The organism is Roseobacter cerffii, assembly GCF_054226325.1.
In genome coordinates this window covers 1-19,244 of the sequence record NZ_JBTBYJ010000006.1, presented here as the reverse complement: position 1 = coordinate 19,244, position 19,244 = coordinate 1, and the positions used below count along the sequence as shown (strand labels likewise).

The window sequence follows — 19,244 nt, the reverse complement described above, 5'->3', positions numbered from 1 at the left end:
TATCGTGCGGCTGTTAGGCTGATCCTCACAACCCGGCCAAAAGTATCGGTTCACGCGATTGCGACGGACGGGAATAAACGGGAGGCCCGGCAAAACGGCCGGGCAGGGGAGGTTCACGTGCATTGCCTGCACAGGTCGCTGTTGGCGGCTTTTGTCATCATTTTCTCTGCCGGATCCGCTTGGGCAATCGACGTCAAGGCGGCGGTCTTGCGCATCGACTATCCCACGCTGCTGCCGATCAGCCGCTATGACCTCCCCCCTGACGATCTCGGCTTTGCCGGGGCTGCGCTGGCGGATGAGGACAACGGCACGACGGGTGGGTTCCTTGGACATACCTACGAGACAACCACCATGGCCGTTCCACCGGAAGAGGCCGATGCAGCGATGGCACAAATCCTGGCAGACGGGATCAAGTTGATCGTCGTGCAGTCACGCAAGGATGATCTTCTGCGCCTCGCGGATCAGGCGGCGGAGGCCGGTGCGCTGGTGTTCAATGCGCGCGCCGCGGACAATGATCTGCGCGATGGATCGTGCCGGGGCAACCTGCTGCACACTGCGCCGTCGCATGGCATGAAAGCCGACGCGGTGGCACAGTTCGCCGTCTGGAAGAAATGGACGGGGTGGTTCCTCATTGCAGGGTCCAATCCTGAGGACGTCGCGCTGGCCGAAGCCTATCGCAAGGCCGCTCGCAAATTCGGCGCCGAGATTGTCGAGGATCGCACCTTTGAAGACACGGGCGGGTCCCGGCGCACCGACTCCGGTCATGTGATGGTCCAGCGGCAGTTGCCCGCCTTCACGCAGGACACGGATGCTCATGATGTCGTCATCGCCGCGGACGAGACCGACTATTTCGCCCGCTACCTGAGCTATCACCTCTGGACGCCACGACCGGTCATGGGCTCTGGCGGGTTGGTCCCGACCAGTTTCCACGGCGCCCACGAAGCCTATGGCGCGACGCAGTATCAGACCCGCTTCGAAGCCCTGACAGGACGGTACGCCAAGCCCGAAGACTACAACGTCTGGCTGGCTCTACGTGTCGTCGGCGAGGCCGTGACACGGGCCAACACCGCCGACCCGGACGGGGTACGCGACTATGCCATCTCGGATGCCTTCGAACTGGCCGCTTTCAAGGGCCAGAAGGTCACCTTCCGCGATTGGAACGGCCAGCTGCGTCAGCCAATCCTGCTCTACGATGGGGTGATCACAGTGAGCGTCAGCCCGCAGGAAGGTTTCCTGCACCAGAGCTCGCCGCTGGACACCATGGGTCTTGACCGGCCTGAATCCAGTTGCACCGCCTTTGACTAACCGGAGATACGAAATGAAATCATTTTTACTCTCGACGGCGCTGACCGCCCTCATCGCTGCCCCGGCTTATGCGGGCAAGGCGTTCATCTCGAACGAGCGCGGCAACACGATCACAGTCGTGAACACCGAGACCTGGGAGGTGGAGACCGAGTTCTTTGCGGGCAATCGACCGCGCGGGATCACCACGAGCCCCGACGGCAGCATCATCTATGTCTGCGCCTCAGACGACAATCTGGTGCGGGTCTTCGACGCCAACACCTATGAGGAACTTCCCAGCCTGCCCTCGGGCCCGGACCCGGAGCTCTTCATCTTGGAGCCCTCCGGCAAGCGGCTCTACATCGCCAATGAGGACGACAACCTGGTGACGGTTGTCGACACCGAGACCCGCATGGTGCTGGCCGAAGTACCTGTTGGTGTGGAACCGGAAGGCATGGGCATGAGCCCAGACGCCAAGTTCGTGGTCAACACTTCTGAGACCACCAACATGGCGCATTTCATCTCTACCGAAGACTATAAGATCAAGCACAACATCCTCGTCGATCAGCGCCCGCGGTATGCGCATTACACCGCCGATGGCAAGCGACTGTTCGTAACCTCTGAAATCGGCGGCACCGTGTCAGTGATGGACATCGCCGAAGACGGCAGCCCCACGGTGGTCGGCAAGATCAGCTTTGAAGTGGCAGGCGTGCAGCCGGAGTGGCTGCAACCGGTGGGCGCACGGGTAACGGCCGATGGGAAGCGGCTTTTCGTGGCGCTGGGGCCCGCGAACCGCGTGGCCGTAATCGACGCGCAGAGCCTTGAGGTGCTTGACTACATCCTCGTGGGCCAACGCGTCTGGCAGCTCGATTTCACGCCGGATGAGAAGTACCTTTTGACGACAAACGGCAACTCCAACGACATCACCGTGATCGATGTGGAAAAGGAACAGGCCATCAAATCCATTCAGGTCGGACAACAGCCCTGGGGCGTTGTGGCGATCGACTGAGACACTCAAAGACAATCGGAGAGAGAACGGATGAAAAAACTGATGACAGCTGCGGCGCTTGCGATGATGTGCAGCCCCGTTGCCGCCGCACCCCTGTGCGACGATCTTGGCTTCGCGGGCCTTCTCGCCAAGTGCAATCGCGGTGAAGACATCCCGTTGACCCTCGCGTCCGGTCAGCCGCTCGGAGAGGATGTGGTCCTGCAGTCCGGCGCTTACTACACGCTGGTGGTCACGGCGGACGGCTCGGCGGAGCTGGCGATCGAAGGGCCAAGTTTCTTCCGGGCCATCTGGATGAACGAGATTGTCATCAACAAGATCGAGATCCGCCCCATGGCCATCGACAGTATCGAATTCGACAAGGCCGGAGTGGCCGAGCTGTCCTTCATCGCGATCAAGCCTGGCAGCCATACCATAAAAATCCCCGGCTCGACCGGAGAGACGCAATCCATGACCATTTCGATCCAATAACCCCGGAGCACACAATGAAATACGTTCTGACCCTGACCACCGCCGCCCTGATCTCTGGCCCCGCCTTCGCGGACGGTCACCTCGATGCTGAAACGGTTGAAAAGATCGAAGCGATGCTCGCCTCGATCGAATGCCAGATGGACCCGGATGATATTGAGGTGGAAGACGACGGCTATGACCTAGACGATGTGATCTGCAAAGGCGGCAACCAGTTCGACATCAAACTCGACAAGGACCTGAACGAGGTCAGCCGCCGGGCGGAGTAACGCCACGGCTAGGGGAGGGCCAGCACGATGCGTCTCATCCATGTGATCTCGATGGTGCTGATGTCATGTGCAGCCCCGGTGTTCGCCAGTGACCTCCCGACCATCCGCGCCGCCGTGCTGAAGATCGGCACGGTGAACTGGGAGCTTGCGACGATCACTGAAAACGGGCTCGACCGGGCGAACGGCTTCGTGCTCGACGTGCAGCCCTTTGCCGACAACAGCGGCACGCGCATCGCCGTGGAAGGAGGCCAGGCCGACATGGCTGTGGCCGATTGGATCTGGGTCGCGCGGCAGCGTGCGGCGGGCAAGGACTATGTCTTCATCCCCTATTCCAAGGCCGTGGGCGGCGTTGTCGTCCCGGCCAGCAGCAGCGCCGAGACGCTCGCCGATCTGGCGGGCGGTAAGATCGGGATCGCGGGCGGGCCGCTCGATAAGTCCTGGCTGATCCTGCGCGCTTATGCCCAACAGCAATACGAGATGGACCTAAAGGCCGAGACCGAACAGGTCTATGGCGCGCCGCCCCTGATCTTCAAATCCGCCATGGGCGACGAATACGCAGGCGCGATCAACTTCTGGCACTTTCTGGCCAAGAACAAGGCCGCCGGCATGCGGCAGCTGATCTCGGTGGAAGAAGCGGGCCTGGCCCTTGGCCTCGACACCAATACGCCGCTGCTGGGTTACTACATGAAGGAAAGCTTCCTTGCCGAGCACCCAGACCTGGCGCAAGGCTTCTTCGAGGCCAGCCGCGCTGCCAAGGACAAGCTGGCCAGCTCGGAGGAGGCTTGGGACGCCATACGCCCCCGTATGAATGCCGCGACCGACGCGCAATACGACCAGCTCAAATCCGACTGGATCGCTGGCATCCCCGACCGCGCGCCCATCGATGCGGAGGCCGCCGACAAGATGCTGAGCCTGATGAGCGATTTGGGGGGCCCGGAGCTCGTTGGCGACGCCACCTCCGTGCCTGCTGGTCTTTTTGCCGATGTAAAGTAACATCGCCGGATGCAGGCTGCGCGGCTCACACCTCTTTTGTCTCTTGCAGGGCTGCTCTCGCTCTGGGTTGTCGCCGCGACCCTGACGGGCGATGCGCAGATCCTGCCAACACCTTGGCAGCTTGGGCCGCTGTTTCTGCAGGAGGCCAGCTCGGGCGAGTTGTGGAGCCATCTCTTTGCAACCATCATCCGCGTGCTCTGGGCCTTCGGCCTTGCGATGACACTCGGCACGGTGCTCGGCCTGATCATGGGGCGATCCCCGCGCACCAACGCTTGGCTTGATCCGTGGCTGGTTGTCTTCCTGAACCTGCCTGCACTTGTGTTGATCGTACTCTGCTATCTCTGGATTGGCCTCACTGAGGCCGCCGCCATCACCGCGGTGACACTCAACAAGGTGCCCAATGTGGCCGTGGTGATCCGCGAAGGCGCCCGCGCGCTTGATCCGGACCTCGACGCCATGGCGAAGGTCTACAAGATGTCGTGGTTTGCGCGGATGCGGCACGTGATCTTCCCGCAGCTTGCACCTTTCATCGCCGCCGCTGCCCGCTCGGGCGTTGCCGTCATCTGGAAAATCGTACTCGTGGTCGAGTTTCTGGGGCGGTCCTCCGGCATCGGCTTTCAGATCCATCTGTATTTCCAGCTCTTCGACGTGGCCATGGTACTGGTCTATGCGTTCTCGTTCATCTGCGTGATGCTGCTGGTCGAATGGCTGCTGCTTCAGCCTTTTGAGCGTCACGCCCGACGCTGGAGAGACGCGTGATCCGGGTCGATATCACGTCGAAGCATTTCAGCGAGACGCCCGTTCTCGGCCCAATCCGCTTTCAGATCGACCCGGGTGAAACCCTTGCACTGGTAGGCCCCTCGGGCATCGGAAAATCGACCCTGCTCCGCATTCTGGCCGGGATCGACACGGATTTCGACGGCACCATCGAGCGACCCGGCACCCTCGCCTTCGTGTTTCAGGAACCGACACTGCTGCCGTGGCGATCGGTTTTGCAGAACATCCTGCTCCCGCATCCCCAGCTTACGGAGCAACAGGCCAAGGACATGCTGGCCCGCAGCGGCCTGGAAGGTAAAGAAGCACTCTTCCCGAAACAGCTGTCGCTCGGTCAGCAGCGACGGCTGTCCCTCGCGCGGGCCTTCGCCGAGGCACCGGATTTGCTGATCATGGATGAGCCATTTGTCTCGCTGGACGAAGAAACAGCGGACCGAATGCTTGAGCTGACCGAGCAGCTGATCTCTGACCACCGGCCCGCAACGCTTTTCGTCACACATGACATGCGCGAGGCCGACAGGCTGGCCAGTCGCATCCTCCGCCTGCAGCACACGCCGCAAGGCGCTGAATTAACATAAACTCAATTACAATCGCATTTGGTGCCAGCCGTTTTCTGGCTATGTACCATAATCTCGGATCTGCTCCGAACGCATCACAGCATGTGTGTGAAAGCCACCGACTTTAGTGTCCGCGGTGCCGTGGTCTCAATCGGCAAGCACGGCCATGCTGTCAGCCTCCCAGCCCACCCAAATCGGCTCAGTGCCGACCGACTGGCCCGTCTCAGCATCGACATAGGCCTTCAGCACAACCGGATCGTCATCTCCCACGGCGACCTCCATCGTCATACGTGAGCCGAGGAATGTCTTGCCAATCACGCGCCCTTGCACCGCGTTGACGGTCTCTGGCCGCGTTGCATGGAAGCCAAGCTTTTCCAGCCGCACCGAGGCGGTGATTTGCGCGCCCGCGCGCGGCGTCGCATGAGCAGCCAAGCCCTGCAACATCTGACCATTCCAGTCCATCATGACCGTGTCGCCGTCCGTACCGCGCACCTGCGCGGAGAGCAGGTTCGTCTCGCCGATGAACTCCGCGACGAAACGGCTCGCCGGGCGGAAGTAGAGTTCTTCCGGCGTTCCATCTTGTTCAACGCGGCCCTTGTTCATCACCACGATCCGGTCCGACATCGTCAACGCCTCTTCCTGATCGTGAGTGACGAAAAAGAACGTCTTGTGGGTCCGCCGCTGGATCGACTTCAGCTCCTGCTGAACCTGGCCGCGCAGCTTCGCATCAAGCGCGCCCAGAGGTTCGTCCAGCAAAAGCAGCGCGGGATCAGGTGCCAAGGCACGGGCAAGGGCAACTCGCTGACGTTGGCCTCCAGAGAGTTGACCCGGATAGCGGCCCGCGAAGGCGCCCAGCTCGAGAAACGACATGATCTCGTCCGATCTGCTTTTGATCTGTCCCTGCGCCATACCTTTCAGTTCCAAGCCAAACGAGATGTTCTGCGCCACGGTCATATGCGGAAACAGCGCATAATCCTGGAACACCATATTCACATGACGTTTCTCTGGCGGTTGGCCCGTCACATCCTCGCCGTCCAGAATGATCTGCCCCGTATCGGGCCGTTCAAACCCACCTAGAATGCGCAAGGTCGTGGACTTGCCGCAGCCCGACGGGCCAAGGAATGTCACGAACTCTCCCTGCGCGATGTCGAGGTCAAGTTGTTCAAGGGCCACCGTCTCGCCGAACCGCTTGGAGATCCCGTCAATGCGGACCAGAGGTGTCGTATCGGTCGTCATGCATCGGACTCCTTTTTCATGCGACGGGTGAAGCGTTCGGCCCAAAGGCCAATTGCGGCGGTCAGGATCAGAGCGAAGGTCGCGATGGCGTTGATCTCGGGGCTCATGCCCGAGCGCAACATGGCGAAGATGTAGACCGGTAGCGTCGGCTGATATCCTCCGAGGAAGAATGAGCGCACGAAGTCATCAAAGCTGAGCAGCAGGCAAAAGATCGAGGCACCGAGGATCGCCGGCACGAGATAGGGCAAGGTGATCCGCGAAAACGCGATGAAAGGATCGGCGCCAAGGTCGCGCGCCGCTTCAATCTGGCTTTTCGGCAAGGTCGACAGACGCGCCATGACCACCAGAACCACGAAGGGCACATTGTGCACGGCATGCGCCCAGATGATGGCGCCCATCCCCGGCTCGATCCCCAGCCAGCGCGCATAGATGCGGAACGCGATGGCCGAAATGACCCCCGGCACCAGGGCGGGCAACACGGTCAGCCCAAAGATGAAGGCCCGTCCGACGAATTTGCGCCCTTCTAGCAAGACCGCGATCCAGGTGCCGACGATCACCGAGATCAGCGTCGACAGCACGGCGATGGCGATGGAATACCCAAAGATGAACAGCACTTCGGTATCGGCAAAAACGCCTGTGTACCAATCCAGGGTCCAGGACCGGATCGGGAACCCGATGAACTTAGAATCCTTGAACCCCATCATGACCATCAGGATCAGCGGCACAAAAACATAGAGAACAAAGGCCCAGTAAACACAGGTGAGGAAAATCCGGTTGCCTCTGTTCAGCTCCACGCGGTGGTTCATTTCGTGTCTCCCTTGCGGAGCATGGTCATCAGCCTTTGGAAGGTGGTGGTGATCAGCAAGGCCGCCGCGAACATGATCGTGGCAAAGGCGGCTCCCGTGGGCCATTCATCGCCCGCGACATGGAAAAAGCCCGCGATGGTTTCGGCAAAGACGGTCGTTGACGGCCCGCCCAACAGCACCGGCGTTGCGTAGAACCCGGTGGAGATCAGGAAGACGAGCGTGCATCCCGAGGAGATCCCTTCGAGCGTCAGCGGCAATGAGATGCGGCGGAAGCGAGTCCAGGCCCCTGCCCCGAGATCTGCTGCGGCTTCATTCATGCTTTGCGGCAGCTTCTCCAGCGCCGAATAGAGCGGCAGCAGCATGTAAAGCGCAGTGAGATAGACGATCCCCACACCCATCGAAAAACTCGTGTACATGAACGGAATGGGCCGATCGATCAGGCCCAGCCATTTCAGCACAAGGTTCACCGCTCCCGTGTTGCCGAGCAGGATCATGATCGCATAGGTCCGCACAATCTCACCGACCCAGAACGGGATGAGCAACAGCAGCAAGAACAGCATCTGGTTCTTGCGGCTGACATGGCGCGCGAGGAAATAGGCGACCGGATAGGTGATGATCAGCGTGCAGAACGTGAAGACGGCGGCGAAGGTCAGCGTTCTGAAGAACGGCATCCAAAAGATGCTGTCACCAAAGAACCGCCCGTAATTCTCCAGCGTAAAGCTTTGCGTGACCCCTGGTGCGACCGGATAGGCATCGGTCAGCGAGACGCGCAGCATCATGATCATGGGGCCGAGATGCTGTGTCAGCACCCAGAGGATCGGAAAGGCCGCGAGGATCACGAACTGGCGGCGCGGCGAGGAGGTCGCCAGCCGCATCAGCGCATGATACGGCGCCCATAAGGCCAGCCGACCCCAGAAGGTCGCGCGCGAAGTGTTATCTGCCATATCCTGCTGGCCCCGTCACAAAACTGAAGTGTTGATCATGTGATTGCTTTGCAGCAGCCCATGGCGTCTGCCCCGCGTTGGGTGCGAGGCAGACCGTGGTGTTATCAAAATCAAGCCGCCTTGATCGCCTCGACTGCCGGGTCAACGAGGCTGTATTTCATCTCATTCGCCTCTGCGCGGAAGAACTGCAGATTGGCCAGCTGCTCTTCCGGGAAGGACGTCGACTGTTTCTCCAGATCGGTCAGATACTGTGTCGAATCCTTGTAGGTCGAGATGAACCCGGACGCCTTCGTCATCGCCGCCCCGATTTCCGGCGACGCGAGGATCGCATCGAGGAAGGTATAGGCGTTGTCCACATTCGGCGCGTTGTTCGCCACGTTGTAGGTATAGACAAACCCATAGGAGCCTTCGCGCGGGATCGTCATGCCAAGCGGGAACCCATCGTTGATCAGTGCCGCCGCCGGCCCGTTCCACGAATGCCCAAGGACGATGTCCTGGTTGATCATCATCTGTTGGAATTCGGCGCCGCTGTCGTAATACTTGCGCACCAGCGGCTTTTTGTCGATCAGGAAGGCCTTGGCCTCTTCAACGATGGATGCGGCTTTCTCCGGGTCGTCCATATAGGCAACCATATTGCCGTCATAGCCCATCTTCAGCATGATGATCGACATCATATCCTGGATGATATAGGCGGTCTGACCGCTGTATTTCTCGCTAAAGAGCGTCTCCCAGGTCAGCGCTTCTTCTTCTCTGACGACCTCGGAATTATACGACAACACCTCCATGCCCGACAGGATCGGCGCGCCCCATTTGCTGCCATTGATCGTCGACCAGTCGGACTCCGAGAAGGTCGGGTTGATGTTGCCCCAATTGCTGAGCCGGTCGATGTCCAGCGGCGCGAGCAGATCACTGTCGATAAACTGCAGGAACCGGTGGCCGGCGACCGTCATGATGTCGACCGTCGGGTTGGGCTGCTCGGCGGCCAGCAGGTTGAACTGTTTGCCCTGGTCGTCGACGAGGCGGATGTTGACCTTGATGCCAGTCTCCGCTTCGAACTGGTCCTTGAACGCTTCTGGCACGAAATCGTTGTACGTCCAGATATTGACCTCGCCACCGGACTGCGCGGCGGCGCGGCGCAGGTACGCCGGGGATGCCAACACAGTGCTCGCGGCAGCGGCAGTTCCCAGGAAACGACGTCGGTTATAGATAAGTTTGGTCATTCGTTCTCTCCTTGCTGTCTAGTGTTTTCTTTGTTTTTCAATTTATTACTGGTTATAAACAGGCGCGGCCAGGATACCCGTCCGGGCCGCCGTCTTGAGATCCTCAAGGCTGTGGCGGTCAAGCTCAAGCGCATCGAGGATCTGGTTTTCAGTGTCGAATTCACGGTCGTACATGGCGGAAAAAATCTGGATACCAGCCTCGTGCAAAACCGCCGGATGGCCTGACAACCGCCCAAGGGCCGCTGTCAGAACCAGACCATAAGGCACGTCTTCCGTCACGTAACGGCTGTCTGCCGTGGCCGGGCCTGTGCCGCCATTTCCCTGCGCGTGCATCTGCTGGTTCATCTCTGAAATCGACGCGATCGGCACATGAAATGACAAATGAAAGTGCTCAAAGATCGTCTTGACCTCCAGCCCAAGGGCCGCGGCGATGGCCAGCCGCTCCTCATCGAGCTTCTCCAAAAGGCGCCCGACCGTCGGGGTGACATTCTGGCCTTGGCTCCAACTCTCGCCCCGCTCCATCCGGGTGATGTTGCCCAGGGCGATGCCCATGTGGTTCTGCGGGTTGAGGTTGGACAACGAGATCGCGAGCAGACCATCGCGCGGCTGAAACCGGTCCCCGAAAAGCGCCTCGCAGAGCGCCAGAGCCTCCTCTGACCGCTCCGCTGGCACGGTGCAGAGATCCACACGGCTGCGTACGGTGTTGAGCTTCATCTCTGTGCCCGCGCTACGCCGTCCGGTGCAGATGGTCGTGCCCCAGGCCGTGATCGGCACAGTCACACCCCGCGCCGCCAGAAGCTGCGCCAGGTATATCGCACCCAGCGACGCATGGGAGGAGATGATCACCTGGTGGCGCGCTTCAATATGCGGTGCCAACGCGTCAAGAACCGCCTTATGCCCATACCCCGGCAGAGCCACGATCAGCACGTCGTTGTCACTCGCCAACTCCGCGGCGCTGCTCGCAACCCGCGGTGCAAACTCGGCCTCAAGCGCACCGGTGGCGACCAGGAGTTGCCCGCTTCGCAGCGCTTCCGTGCCTTGACCAGAAGGCGACCACAGCATCGGGTCATGACCATTGTCATGCAGCACCGCCGCCGTTCCGAAGGCGATAGAGCCCGCACCCGCCAGTCCGACTTTCATCCCCGATTGCACCCTTCTTCCCGTCGTCACTTCGTTCTTTTCACGGCCCCTCGGGCCACCACCAAATCAATGAATACATTGAATTTATATCCCTTCCGCGGCCCCTCTCGCAATTCAGGCATAAGTCTAGGCCGCGTCGTCCTTCCGTACCGGGTCCCCCAGCACATGCATCAATCGGTTTGCCCATCCAAACAGCGATGATGACAAAATCAGGTCGAGGATTTCGGCCTCGTCCAGCCCCGCCGCGCGGAGTGCTGCCATATGGTCGGGCCCGGCGTTTGACGGGCAATCCGACAGCGCCACTGCGAAATCAAAGATCGCCCGATCACGGGGCGACAACTCGGCTTGCGCCCCGTTCTGAAACAACGCATCCGTCACACCCGTCGACTTTTCCAGCTCGGCGTGGCGCTTGGCGTGAACTGCCGCGCAATAGATGCAATGGTTGACCATCGAGGCCCCGAGCGCCCCAACCTCGCGTTCGGCCCGGCTCATCCCGCCTGCATCATACATGATCGCGTTGAAAAGCGGCGAGCGAACTTTCAGGCTTTCCACATCATGAGCCAGAGTCAGCACATAGTCAGACACCTTCGTGTTCGATGGCGTGACCTTCAACGCCTCAAGCTGCGCGTCGCTGGCCTCGGCCAGGTCAACGGGTACCACACGCGGTTGCCAATGCGGCACATTGCGGGTGAATTTCGTGATGACCGTGCTCACGCCCCTGCCCCACTCATCAGCCGTATCCCGGCGATCACCCGGATCTGATAGGCCAGAAAGGCGTTCAACTCGGCCAGCCTGACGATATCGGCATCCGATACACCCGCCGCTTGCAGCGCCTCGATATCGGCAGCGGCCACATTGCGGGTGTCCGCGGCCACCTTGTCCATGAAGCGAACCACCTCGTCCAGGCCCTCTTTCGCACCTGTCGCGGAGAGATCGGCCAAACCGGCGTAAGCTCCAGCCGCCTCAAGATACCCCTCGGCCAAGGCCGCTTCCTCATTCAACATGGCAATCCGGGCCGCCAAACCGGCTCGCAGGGCATGGCTCCACGCCCCTGCATCCTGCGGACGCAGGACCGCCTCTTCAGCGGCCTGCGTCATCTCGAAGATGTTGCGGCGTCCCGCAACCGCAGCACCAGCCGCCGTCTCTGATGCTACGCCCGCGGCCGTCAACGCGGTGCTGTCCAACGCCATTAGGCCACCTTCCCGGTCTTTGCGTCCACCTCAAGCTCCGACGGTTCCCATTCGGACCCATCCAGCTCCGGCTTCTGGTAGTCTTTCATTGCCTGCCAGTGCTCGGCCACGTCCTCGGTGTAGAGCTTCGCAGCCACCGCGCGGGCGAGCCAGCTGGCCCCATCCGAAATGCCCGGAATATCACCGCTCACCTTACCCAAACTGGCCGAAGCGCCGTAGTTGAAACAATAGACGTTCCCCAGCCACGGCGCCAAGCCGGGTGTCTTCTCCCGAAAGGTGAAATCCGGGTTCAGGTAGGGGAAGCGCCCGAGATCGCCGGACCGTTCCTCTTCGGGCGGCGTGTACACGTCTTCCCACAACAGGATGTCGCGGGCGGCCTCGCCGAATTCGGTGCGCGACAGCGGGTCAATCGTGAACCCGGTGCCGAGGATGACAAAATCCGCTTCATAGCCCGTGCCATCCGCGAACCTTACATCCACAGCACCATTGCGCTCCCGCGTCGACACAACCGCCTTGCCAAAGTGGAAGTAAGCATTCGGATGTCGGCTGACCCGATTGGTGGAGCCATGTGGCGGTGGTGTCTGGGTCGCGAAGGAATACTGCATGAAACGCCACCGCCACTCGTCCGGCAGCGCGGCAAACCCGGCGGTGAAGCCAAACGATCCAATCCCCATCATCTTGTTGATCGTCGGCATTTCCTTGCGCCGGATCAGGTGCCGCACCTCAGCCGCGCCATGTTCCAGCGCCTCGGCGGCATTGTCGACCGCAGAGGCCCCGACGCCCACAACCGCCACACGCTTGCCCTTGAGCGCGGCAAAGTCGATCTCGTCTGCGCTATGCGCCCAAAAGCGGCGCGGCAGGTCGGCCACAAAGCCCGGGATGTTCGGTTGCCCGGTGCCGTCCCGACCGGTGGCAAAGACGAGCTTGCGAGTCAGGATCGAGGGCTCCGCCGCACCGGACAGGTGCAGCCGCAGCACATCACCCTCGGGGACGACGCGATCCACGGAGACGCCATTTTCAACCTCGATGCCCAGCACCTGCCGGTACCATTTGAGATAGTCCATCCACATCGGCCGCGGGATCTTGTCGAGCGTCTCCCATGCTTCGGTTCCAAATTGGGCCCGGTACCACGCCTGAAAACTGAGCGCGCCATGCCCATAGGCCGGGCCGGTCAACTCCTTCGGCGAGCGCAGCGTTTCCATCCGCGCATAAGTCAACCACGGGCCTTCCAGACCTTCGGGGCTGCGATCGAGCACGCGCATGTTGTGGATGCCACCGGTTTTCAGCGCCATCCAGGCCACCATGCCGCACATGCCGCCGCCGATGATCACCACATCGCTGACACCCTCGCGCGCGGGCACCCAATCCTTGCCGGGCCAGCACAGGAACTTCAGATCATCATGAAACCGCGCTTCCAGAGCGGGCAGGCCCTGCGCGTCGATGGTGGAGGCAAATGTGCTGGTCATCGCATGTGTCCTGCTTGTCTGGTTCGTGCCGGGGTCATGTGGGCGAGGTGCCAATCCAACTGGGGTGCAGCGCATCGATCCGGTAGATGTGCTTGTGCCGATGCCGCGGGCCCGAAGCTGGTGTTTCGTACAAATGAGGATGATCCGGCGGCAATTCGGGGTGTTCGTGCTCCCGCACCATCGGATCGTCCGCCGGCCAGACGCGCGTGGCCAGCACCGCAAGTATTGCCGTCAGCCCCGAGAGCATCAAGAGCGCAGGCTCCAATCCCAGCCCGGCGCCAAGCTGTCCGGCCAAAGGATAGGCAACAAGCCAGCCCGCGTGCGACAGGGAGAACTGCGCTGCAAACACCGCCGGGCGATCCGTGGCGCTAGCCGACCGGGCGATCACAAGCCCCCCCGGTGTCAGAACAAGCGACGCAGCGACGCCAAACCCGACCCAAAGCATCATGTAGTCTGCAGGCGCGGCGGGCAGCGCGACCCCGCACCCCAAGACCGCATGCAGGGCAATACCGCCGACCATTGTGCGCCGCTCGCCGCACCACGCGATAAGCCGCGGCACGGCAACAGCACCAAGCGCTGCGCCGAGGCCATAGAATGCCATGAGGATCGGGAAGAATCGCTCGGCCTCGCCCAGTCTCAGGCTTGCAACCACAACCGAATTCACAAGAACCCACGCCATGCTGAGCGAGAGCGCGAAGTTCAGCAGGAACAGCCCTCGCAGGCGCGGGGTGCGCCAGTAGATCCGCAGCCCTTTGAGCGCGCGCTCACGAAACGGCCCGGTCGTCGAGGCCCCCGCCGCTGCCGGGAAGCGCATGACGATCAGCGCCAGAACCGACATCAGGAACGCCACCGCAGCGACCCAGAACAGCGAGCTCGCCGCAATCAGCGTCAGCAGTGCGGCCGCGACAATCGGGCTCAGCACTGCCTCGACCGTATAGGCCACCCGCGACCACACCAGCGCGCGGCTATAGACGGCTTCATCGGGTAGGATATCCGGGATCAGCGATTGGAACAGAGGCGTGAAACCCGATGACAGCGCAAAGAACAGAAATGCCAGCGCCGCGATCTGCCAGATCTCGGTTGCAAACCCCATCGGCAGCAGCAAGGTCATACGGCCCAGATCAAGCGCCACCATCACGGCTTTGCGGTCCCGCCCGGCCAACAGTGCTTCGGCAAGTGGTGCGATACCCACATAGGCGACCATCTTGATGGCCAGCAGGATGCCGAGGATTTGCCCGGCGGCGGCCACGCCGCCAATCCGATAGGCCGCCAAAGACAACGCCACCGTCATCAGGCCAATGGCGATCAGCGAAAACACCTGCGCGGCAAAGGCGCCGCGAAACGACGGGTTGGCAATCGGGCTGCGCGGGGTCGGTGTCATGACGCCAACGAATCCTCGGAAGCATAGGTGGCATTGAACCGGGCGGTACGTTCATCCACCTGGTAGCGAGACATATAGTCTGGAGCGATCCGCGCCAGGTTGTCCACAGCCTCGATGATCAGATCGACCTTTGTATCGGTCATCAGCGCCGAAAGATTGAGCCGGACCCAGCCTGGCTTGACCGTTTCTTCCCCCCGGGCCAGCGCATCAATGGTGGCGTCCGACTCAGCACGGCCCACCCCTAGCAGCCGATGACCGTACGGCCCAGCACAGGCGCATCCGCCTCGCGCCTGAATGCCGTAAAGGTCGCTCAGCAGGCGGGTGAAGAACTGATGGTGCACCAGACCCCCCTGCCCGTCTCGAATCCGGAAGGAAAAAATAGGCAGCGCGTCGGCTTGCGGCACCCCCAGCAGCTCGATCCGGTCGTTTGATAGCCAGACCTGCAGCGCCCGCGCGCGCAAATCCTTTTGCCGCGCATCGAGCCAGCCTTGCCCGAGCGCCTCCTTGACCAGCATCACAAGTGCTGCACGAATATCGCCGATGACATTGGGCGTGCCGCCCTCTTCCCGCGCGGTCAGGCTGTCGGAGTAGACATGCCCCCAGGGCGACACGAAGCTGACGGTGCCACCACCGGGCAGCGTCGGCGTGGCCCGGCGCGCCACCGTGTCGCGGATCACCGCGACTCCGCTGGTCCCTGGGCCACCTGGAAACTTATGCGGCGAAAACACGATGGCATCCTTTTGCGCATCGGTTCCGGATTTCATGTCCATCGCGCAATAGGGACCGGCGCAGCCGTAGTCCCAGATCGCAAGGGCGCCCTGCGCGCGCAGGATACGGGTGATCCCGTCCACATCTTCCAGGATACCCGTCACATTCGACGCCGCCGAGAACGCCCCGACGATCAGCGCCGCACCCTGAGCCCGTTGCAGCGCCTGTTTGAGGTGATCCTGATCGACCCCGCCTGTCGCAGCCTCGCCGATTTCAATCACCTCGGCGCCGGTTTCGCGCCATGGCAAGATGTTGGAATGATGCTCATAAGGCCCGCTGAGCACCACGGCGCGCTGACCAGCCGCCACAAGACCCTGAAGATCGAGCAGCCCGACCACCCGGTTGATCCCGGCGGTCGATCCGGACCCGGCAAAGATCACGCTGGTCTCGGCATCCGCGCCGACCATGCGCGCGATCTCGGCCCGAGCCGCCTCGCGCATTCGGGTCATGTACTGGCCACAGTAAGAGGCCTGCGTGTGCGTATTGGCATAATACGGCAGCACGTGGTCGCGGATGAAATCCTCCACCTGGCGCAAAGCCCGGCCCGACGCCACATAGTCGGCATAAATCAATGGCCGTGGCCCAAAAGGCCCCTCGATCTGGACATCCTCACCAATAAGCCCGGACCGGATCCGGTCGTGCAGGTCCGGCACACCACGCAGGGTCGCAATGAAATCGTCGAGATTGGGCATGTGACTCCTTGATCGGCTGTGTCGATGATGACGCAAAAAAAGCAAAACACTTCACAGATCTTTGCGCTTGAATATCATTTCTTGTGTCATATGATCGTTAAATGCTTCTAAAGCTCGATCAGATTGATTGCCGCCTCCTCGAGGAGCTCCAGCGCGATGCCTCACAATCCCAACGGGACCTCGCAGACCGGATTGGGCTGTCGCAGAACGCCTGTTGGCGCCGTCTGAAGGCGCTCGAGGCCTCGGGGGCGATCCGCGGTCGGACGGTCCTGATTGATCGAGACAAGCTCGGCGCGGGGTTCGTGGTGTTTTCGCTGGTCAAGACACGGCATCATTCGACTGAATGGCTCAAGCAGTTTCGCCAGCATGTCTCGGCCATTCCCGAGGTCATCGACTTTTTCCGCATTGGTGGCGAATACGACTACCTGCTCAAGATCGTGGCGCGGGACATGGCGGGCTATGACGATGTCTACAAGCGTCTGATCGAAGATATCGAGCTTGAAACGGTGACCTCCTTCTTCGCGATGGAAGCCATCGAAGAACAGCGCCCCATTCCGCTGCGATAACGGACGACGCCACGCGAGCCGCCTCAGCGGTCAGAGCAGCTCGCGCAGAACCGCGATACGGGCCAGCGCATCCGAGGTGATCGGGTCCTGCACGCTGTCGGGCACCGTCTGGCCGAGCATGGCCCGCGTCCGGGCCAGCGCATCCGGCAGGACCACCACCATGTCGCCGAGCAATTCGGTCGCTCGCCCCTTCGGCAAACCACTGGCACGCCCCTCGTTTTCAAAGTTTCGCACCACGATTTCATCAATGCCATAGGTTCCGTCGATGGACATCGCGAGCCGATATCGCCGTCTCTGCAGTCGCCCTGCAGCCAAGACCGGCGCAAGGCTCAGGACATCATAGAGAGGCGCCAGTCTGAATTGCCCTCGCCGCCCCAGACGCAGGCTGAAATTCTTCGCATGCCCATCCGATGCCCCAATCAGATAGAAGAATATCTGGGCCTTGAAAAACGTCTCCCTGTCCGCGATCGGATCATTCGATTCCCGCAGGCGCTCCATGATTTGACGTATGCTCGGCCCCCCGGCCGTCTGATACTTCCGGGACGACGCAATGCCCAGCGACTGGCACAGATCTTCCTGCGGCAGGCGTTTCAGGATATCGCCCTCCCACCGCCGGTCGAACCTTTCGACGGCCAGCGCGACCTGCCCGGGCAAGACGATCCTTTCCACATGGGCCGCGGGCAAACCGGCTTCTCGCGCCAGCGTCATGCAGAACAGCTCGTTCTCGACGCTGTCGCTCAAATCAATCTGCTCAGGCCCCGGCAAAATACCCATGGGTGTCTTGAAGATATGGCTTGTGGGCGTGATCCCGCGTGGCTTGGCCCAGGTGTCTCCCACACGAAGATAGGCCGTCTTTTCCTGAGCCCCGGCAATGGAGATTCTGAAATCCTCATCAGGCCCCAGCGCGAGGGGGGCCGCGGCAAGGCCTTGCAGATCGGCGACCATTTCTTCGGTGCTGATCTTGCGATAGCTGATCTCGTCGGCGTCGGGCTCTTCGTCATCTGGAAGAAACTGGAGCGCACCCACACAGTCGCGCCCCAGAATTGAAAGCAGGGAAAAAACATCCTTGCCCTCAGCGCCGATCCGCTCGGCAATTTTCTCTCTCAACTCACCGTCTGCATCGGGCAAGAGGTTGTCGAAAGTGGCGGCAACCACATCCCCGCGCCAGATCCGCTGTGTCAGGTCAAGGCGCGTCGTCACCGGGAAGGCGTCAGGCGCGTCGATCCACGACTGCAGGTATTCGAACCGGATGGCCCCATCTGATGACCGGATCAGCGTGCCCACTCGGTCGCGGTCGTACCACACTCCGGTTCTGTTTTTGCGTGCCGGACGGCGTTGCCCCTTGCGCGCCATATCAGATCAGATCGTCCTCTTGCGCGCGATCCGCCACTTTCAGTTCGCCCTGCATCGCTTCAAGCAGTCGCAGATAAACATCAAGGCTGACCGAGACGAACCCGGTCTCAATATCCGATATGGTCGATTGCGCCGTTCCAGTGGCCTCTGCAAGTTGCTTCTGGGTCAGATCGCACGCCTTGCGCCGCGCCCGCAGCGCCGCGCCCGCCTGGCGCAAGCTGCGAATGGTTTGCGTTGGAGTTGTGCCCATACGGCCTTATAGCTCAGAAGCTATTTTTCGTCAATATAGCCCATGAGCTATTTATTGCACTTATAGCCCATAGGCTATATTCTCATTCTATCGTCTATGACCGATACCAAACGTCATAACCACTAAAGAAACACGCAGATCTCTGCAGAGACAGCCCCCTGCCCTCCCCGAGGTCCGCTAACACACCCCTAGACCTCGAATGTAACCCGGTCCACCGGGCCCAGCTCATTCTCCGCTGCACCGAGCAGGACGGGCATGTGGTGCATTTCCACATACCGTTGAATGAAACTGCTCGGAGCCTTCAAGCGCAGCTCCCCCTTCTCAAAAGTCTGGAACGTCAAACGGGCCAGCCACGCTTCGTAGACATGCGGATGCTCTGCAGCGATATCGGACATCATCCGGTCCCAGGGCGTCGTCCGGGATGCTCTTGGTGATGTGCTCTCTTCTTCACGCAGATAAGTCTCTAACTTGATGACTTTTGTCTCTGTCTGGCGATAACGCGCGCGCATCCGCTGTTCGAAATCCGGACCCACGAGGGCCCAGGACGGCTCCGATAATCGCGCAATCTCGCCATAGTTCAGGCGATAGGCCCCCACCCTGCCCCGCACACCGTTTCGTTTGCAGATCAAAACGCCAGCGCCGACCAATCGCTTGATTTCCCGCTTCACCGTCCGCTCATTCACGGACCACATGCGCGCCATGTCCCGCTGTCCGACGCAAAACTCATCGGCCCGCCAGTTATAGCGCGCTGTCACCAATGCAATCAGCCGCATGAACGATGTCTGCAAAGTCGGCGATCCGCTGAGTCCTGTCACGGAGAGGGCTGTAAGCAAGTCATACTTCAGTACGCCGGCCTCTGGCCCGGTCAGTCGCTGAGGTTCCAT

The 19,244-nt window shown here is 61.0% G+C and carries 21 protein-coding genes; 8 read left to right on the top strand and 13 right to left on the bottom strand.

The features are described from left to right. Positions 1–126 precede the first annotated feature (126 nt). The 7 genes from ACVC7O_RS23310 to ACVC7O_RS23280 are packed head-to-tail and all read left to right on the top strand — an operon-like array spanning position 127 to position 5,369. A complete protein-coding gene (locus tag ACVC7O_RS23310; protein ID WP_458326610.1) occupies positions 127–1,305 on the top strand; it encodes an ABC transporter substrate-binding protein in 1,179 nt (392 codons plus the stop codon). Positions 1,306–1,318: 13 nt separating this feature from the next. Next, positions 1,319–2,290, top strand: coding sequence for a YVTN family beta-propeller repeat protein (locus ACVC7O_RS23305; protein ID WP_458326599.1), 972 nt, complete (start codon positions 1,319–1,321; stop codon positions 2,288–2,290). Positions 2,291–2,320: 30 nt separating this feature from the next. Further along, on the top strand, positions 2,321–2,758 hold the full coding sequence (locus ACVC7O_RS23300; protein ID WP_458326598.1) for a hypothetical protein: 438 nt from the start codon (positions 2,321–2,323) through the stop codon (positions 2,756–2,758). 14 nt (positions 2,759–2,772) lie between these two features. Continuing rightward, on the top strand, positions 2,773–3,024 hold the full coding sequence (locus ACVC7O_RS23295) for a PepSY domain-containing protein (RefSeq protein ID WP_458326597.1): 252 nt from the start codon (positions 2,773–2,775) through the stop codon (positions 3,022–3,024). Between the two features lie 27 nt (positions 3,025–3,051). Next, positions 3,052–4,017, top strand: coding sequence for an ABC transporter substrate-binding protein (locus tag ACVC7O_RS23290; protein ID WP_458326596.1), 966 nt, complete (start codon positions 3,052–3,054; stop codon positions 4,015–4,017). Between the two features lie 9 nt (positions 4,018–4,026). Further along, positions 4,027–4,776, top strand: coding sequence for an ABC transporter permease (locus ACVC7O_RS23285; protein WP_458326595.1), 750 nt, complete (start codon positions 4,027–4,029; stop codon positions 4,774–4,776). Beyond that, positions 4,773–5,369, top strand: a complete 597-nt coding sequence (locus ACVC7O_RS23280) for an ABC transporter ATP-binding protein (RefSeq protein ID WP_458326594.1) — start codon at positions 4,773–4,775, stop codon at positions 5,367–5,369. The genes ACVC7O_RS23285 and ACVC7O_RS23280 overlap by 4 nt, the downstream gene beginning before the upstream one ends. Before the next feature lie 126 nt (positions 5,370–5,495). On the opposite strand, the gene ACVC7O_RS23275 is transcribed toward ACVC7O_RS23280, so the two are convergent. The 10 genes from ACVC7O_RS23275 to ACVC7O_RS23230 all read right to left on the bottom strand — a co-directional run bounded on the left by ACVC7O_RS23275 (position 5,496) and on the right by ACVC7O_RS23230 (position 16,191). Next, a complete protein-coding gene (locus ACVC7O_RS23275) occupies positions 5,496–6,584 on the bottom strand; it encodes an ABC transporter ATP-binding protein (RefSeq protein ID WP_458326593.1) in 1,089 nt (362 codons plus the stop codon). Beyond that, complete coding sequence (locus ACVC7O_RS23270; protein WP_458326609.1) at positions 6,581–7,372, bottom strand: ABC transporter permease; 792 nt, start codon at positions 7,370–7,372, stop codon at positions 6,581–6,583. The genes ACVC7O_RS23275 and ACVC7O_RS23270 overlap by 4 nt, the downstream gene beginning before the upstream one ends. Before the next feature lie 14 nt (positions 7,373–7,386). Further along, positions 7,387–8,334: an ABC transporter permease gene (locus ACVC7O_RS23265; protein WP_458326592.1), complete on the bottom strand. Its 948-nt coding sequence runs from the start codon at positions 8,332–8,334 to the stop codon at positions 7,387–7,389. A 110-nt stretch (positions 8,335–8,444) separates the two neighbouring features. Beyond that, positions 8,445–9,554, bottom strand: coding sequence for an ABC transporter substrate-binding protein (locus ACVC7O_RS23260; RefSeq protein WP_458326591.1), 1,110 nt, complete (start codon positions 9,552–9,554; stop codon positions 8,445–8,447). Between the two features lie 45 nt (positions 9,555–9,599). Next, the gene (locus ACVC7O_RS23255; RefSeq protein ID WP_458326590.1) at positions 9,600–10,694 is read right to left on the bottom strand and encodes an NAD/NADP octopine/nopaline dehydrogenase family protein; all 1,095 of its coding nucleotides are present in this window, start codon (positions 10,692–10,694) and stop codon (positions 9,600–9,602) included. Between the two features lie 126 nt (positions 10,695–10,820). Next, the gene (locus tag ACVC7O_RS23250) at positions 10,821–11,408 is read right to left on the bottom strand and encodes a peroxidase-related enzyme (RefSeq protein ID WP_458326589.1); all 588 of its coding nucleotides are present in this window, start codon (positions 11,406–11,408) and stop codon (positions 10,821–10,823) included. Beyond that, on the bottom strand, positions 11,405–11,884 hold the full coding sequence (locus tag ACVC7O_RS23245; RefSeq protein ID WP_458326588.1) for a hypothetical protein: 480 nt from the start codon (positions 11,882–11,884) through the stop codon (positions 11,405–11,407). The genes ACVC7O_RS23250 and ACVC7O_RS23245 overlap by 4 nt, the downstream gene beginning before the upstream one ends. Further along, entirely contained in the window at positions 11,884–13,350 is a 1,467-nt protein-coding gene (locus ACVC7O_RS23240; RefSeq protein ID WP_458326587.1) for an FAD-dependent oxidoreductase, read from the bottom strand. The genes ACVC7O_RS23245 and ACVC7O_RS23240 overlap by 1 nt, the downstream gene beginning before the upstream one ends. A gap of 34 nt (positions 13,351–13,384) precedes the next feature. Beyond that, the gene (locus tag ACVC7O_RS23235) at positions 13,385–14,731 is read right to left on the bottom strand and encodes an MFS transporter (RefSeq protein ID WP_458326586.1); all 1,347 of its coding nucleotides are present in this window, start codon (positions 14,729–14,731) and stop codon (positions 13,385–13,387) included. Further along, entirely contained in the window at positions 14,728–16,191 is a 1,464-nt protein-coding gene (locus ACVC7O_RS23230; protein WP_458326585.1) for an aminotransferase class V-fold PLP-dependent enzyme, read from the bottom strand. Before ACVC7O_RS23230 ends, ACVC7O_RS23235 begins: the two co-directional genes overlap by 4 nt. Before the next feature lie 101 nt (positions 16,192–16,292). Between ACVC7O_RS23230 and ACVC7O_RS23225 the strand changes: the two genes are divergently transcribed. Next, entirely contained in the window at positions 16,293–16,757 is a 465-nt protein-coding gene (locus tag ACVC7O_RS23225; RefSeq protein ID WP_458326584.1) for an Lrp/AsnC family transcriptional regulator, read from the top strand. Between the two features lie 30 nt (positions 16,758–16,787). Here the strand turns inward: ACVC7O_RS23225 and ACVC7O_RS23220 are convergent, their stop codons facing one another. The 3 genes from ACVC7O_RS23220 to ACVC7O_RS23210 form a co-directional block, all read right to left on the bottom strand. Beyond that, positions 16,788–18,062, bottom strand: coding sequence for a HipA domain-containing protein (locus ACVC7O_RS23220; RefSeq protein ID WP_458326583.1), 1,275 nt, complete (start codon positions 18,060–18,062; stop codon positions 16,788–16,790). Between the two features lie 49 nt (positions 18,063–18,111). Continuing rightward, positions 18,112–18,360, bottom strand: coding sequence for a helix-turn-helix domain-containing protein (locus ACVC7O_RS23215; protein WP_458326582.1), 249 nt, complete (start codon positions 18,358–18,360; stop codon positions 18,112–18,114). Positions 18,361–18,548: 188 nt separating this feature from the next. Further along, positions 18,549–19,244 carry a DnaA N-terminal domain-containing protein gene (locus tag ACVC7O_RS23210; RefSeq protein WP_458326581.1) on the bottom strand — a complete coding sequence of 232 codons (696 nt, stop codon included), beginning with the start codon at positions 19,242–19,244 and terminating at the stop codon, positions 18,549–18,551.

Excerpts from the sequence above, each read along its gene's own strand:
- ACVC7O_RS23305 (WP_458326599.1), top strand. The coding sequence starts at position 1,319 with ATGAAATCATTTTTACTCTCGACGGCGCTGACCGCCCTCATCGCTGCC.
- ACVC7O_RS23300 (WP_458326598.1), top strand. The coding sequence starts at position 2,321 with ATGAAAAAACTGATGACAGCTGCGGCGCTTGCGATGATGTGCAGCCCC.
- ACVC7O_RS23295 (WP_458326597.1), top strand. The coding sequence starts at position 2,773 with ATGAAATACGTTCTGACCCTGACCACCGCCGCCCTGATCTCTGGCCCC.
- ACVC7O_RS23290 (WP_458326596.1), top strand. The coding sequence starts at position 3,052 with ATGCGTCTCATCCATGTGATCTCGATGGTGCTGATGTCATGTGCAGCC.
- ACVC7O_RS23285 (WP_458326595.1), top strand. The coding sequence starts at position 4,027 with ATGCAGGCTGCGCGGCTCACACCTCTTTTGTCTCTTGCAGGGCTGCTC.
- ACVC7O_RS23275 (WP_458326593.1), bottom strand. The coding sequence starts at position 6,584 with ATGACGACCGATACGACACCTCTGGTCCGCATTGACGGGATCTCCAAG.
- ACVC7O_RS23265 (WP_458326592.1), bottom strand. The coding sequence starts at position 8,334 with ATGGCAGATAACACTTCGCGCGCGACCTTCTGGGGTCGGCTGGCCTTA.
- ACVC7O_RS23260 (WP_458326591.1), bottom strand. The coding sequence starts at position 9,554 with ATGACCAAACTTATCTATAACCGACGTCGTTTCCTGGGAACTGCCGCT.
- ACVC7O_RS23255 (WP_458326590.1), bottom strand. The coding sequence starts at position 10,694 with ATGAAAGTCGGACTGGCGGGTGCGGGCTCTATCGCCTTCGGAACGGCG.
- ACVC7O_RS23245 (WP_458326588.1), bottom strand. The coding sequence starts at position 11,884 with ATGGCGTTGGACAGCACCGCGTTGACGGCCGCGGGCGTAGCATCAGAG.
- ACVC7O_RS23240 (WP_458326587.1), bottom strand. The coding sequence starts at position 13,350 with ATGACCAGCACATTTGCCTCCACCATCGACGCGCAGGGCCTGCCCGCT.
- ACVC7O_RS23235 (WP_458326586.1), bottom strand. The coding sequence starts at position 14,731 with ATGACACCGACCCCGCGCAGCCCGATTGCCAACCCGTCGTTTCGCGGC.
- ACVC7O_RS23230 (WP_458326585.1), bottom strand. The coding sequence starts at position 16,191 with ATGCCCAATCTCGACGATTTCATTGCGACCCTGCGTGGTGTGCCGGAC.
- ACVC7O_RS23225 (WP_458326584.1), top strand. The coding sequence starts at position 16,293 with ATGCTTCTAAAGCTCGATCAGATTGATTGCCGCCTCCTCGAGGAGCTC.
- ACVC7O_RS23215 (WP_458326582.1), bottom strand. The coding sequence starts at position 18,360 with ATGGGCACAACTCCAACGCAAACCATTCGCAGCTTGCGCCAGGCGGGC.
- ACVC7O_RS23210 (WP_458326581.1), bottom strand. The coding sequence starts at position 19,244 with ATGGAACCTCAGCGACTGACCGGGCCAGAGGCCGGCGTACTGAAGTAT.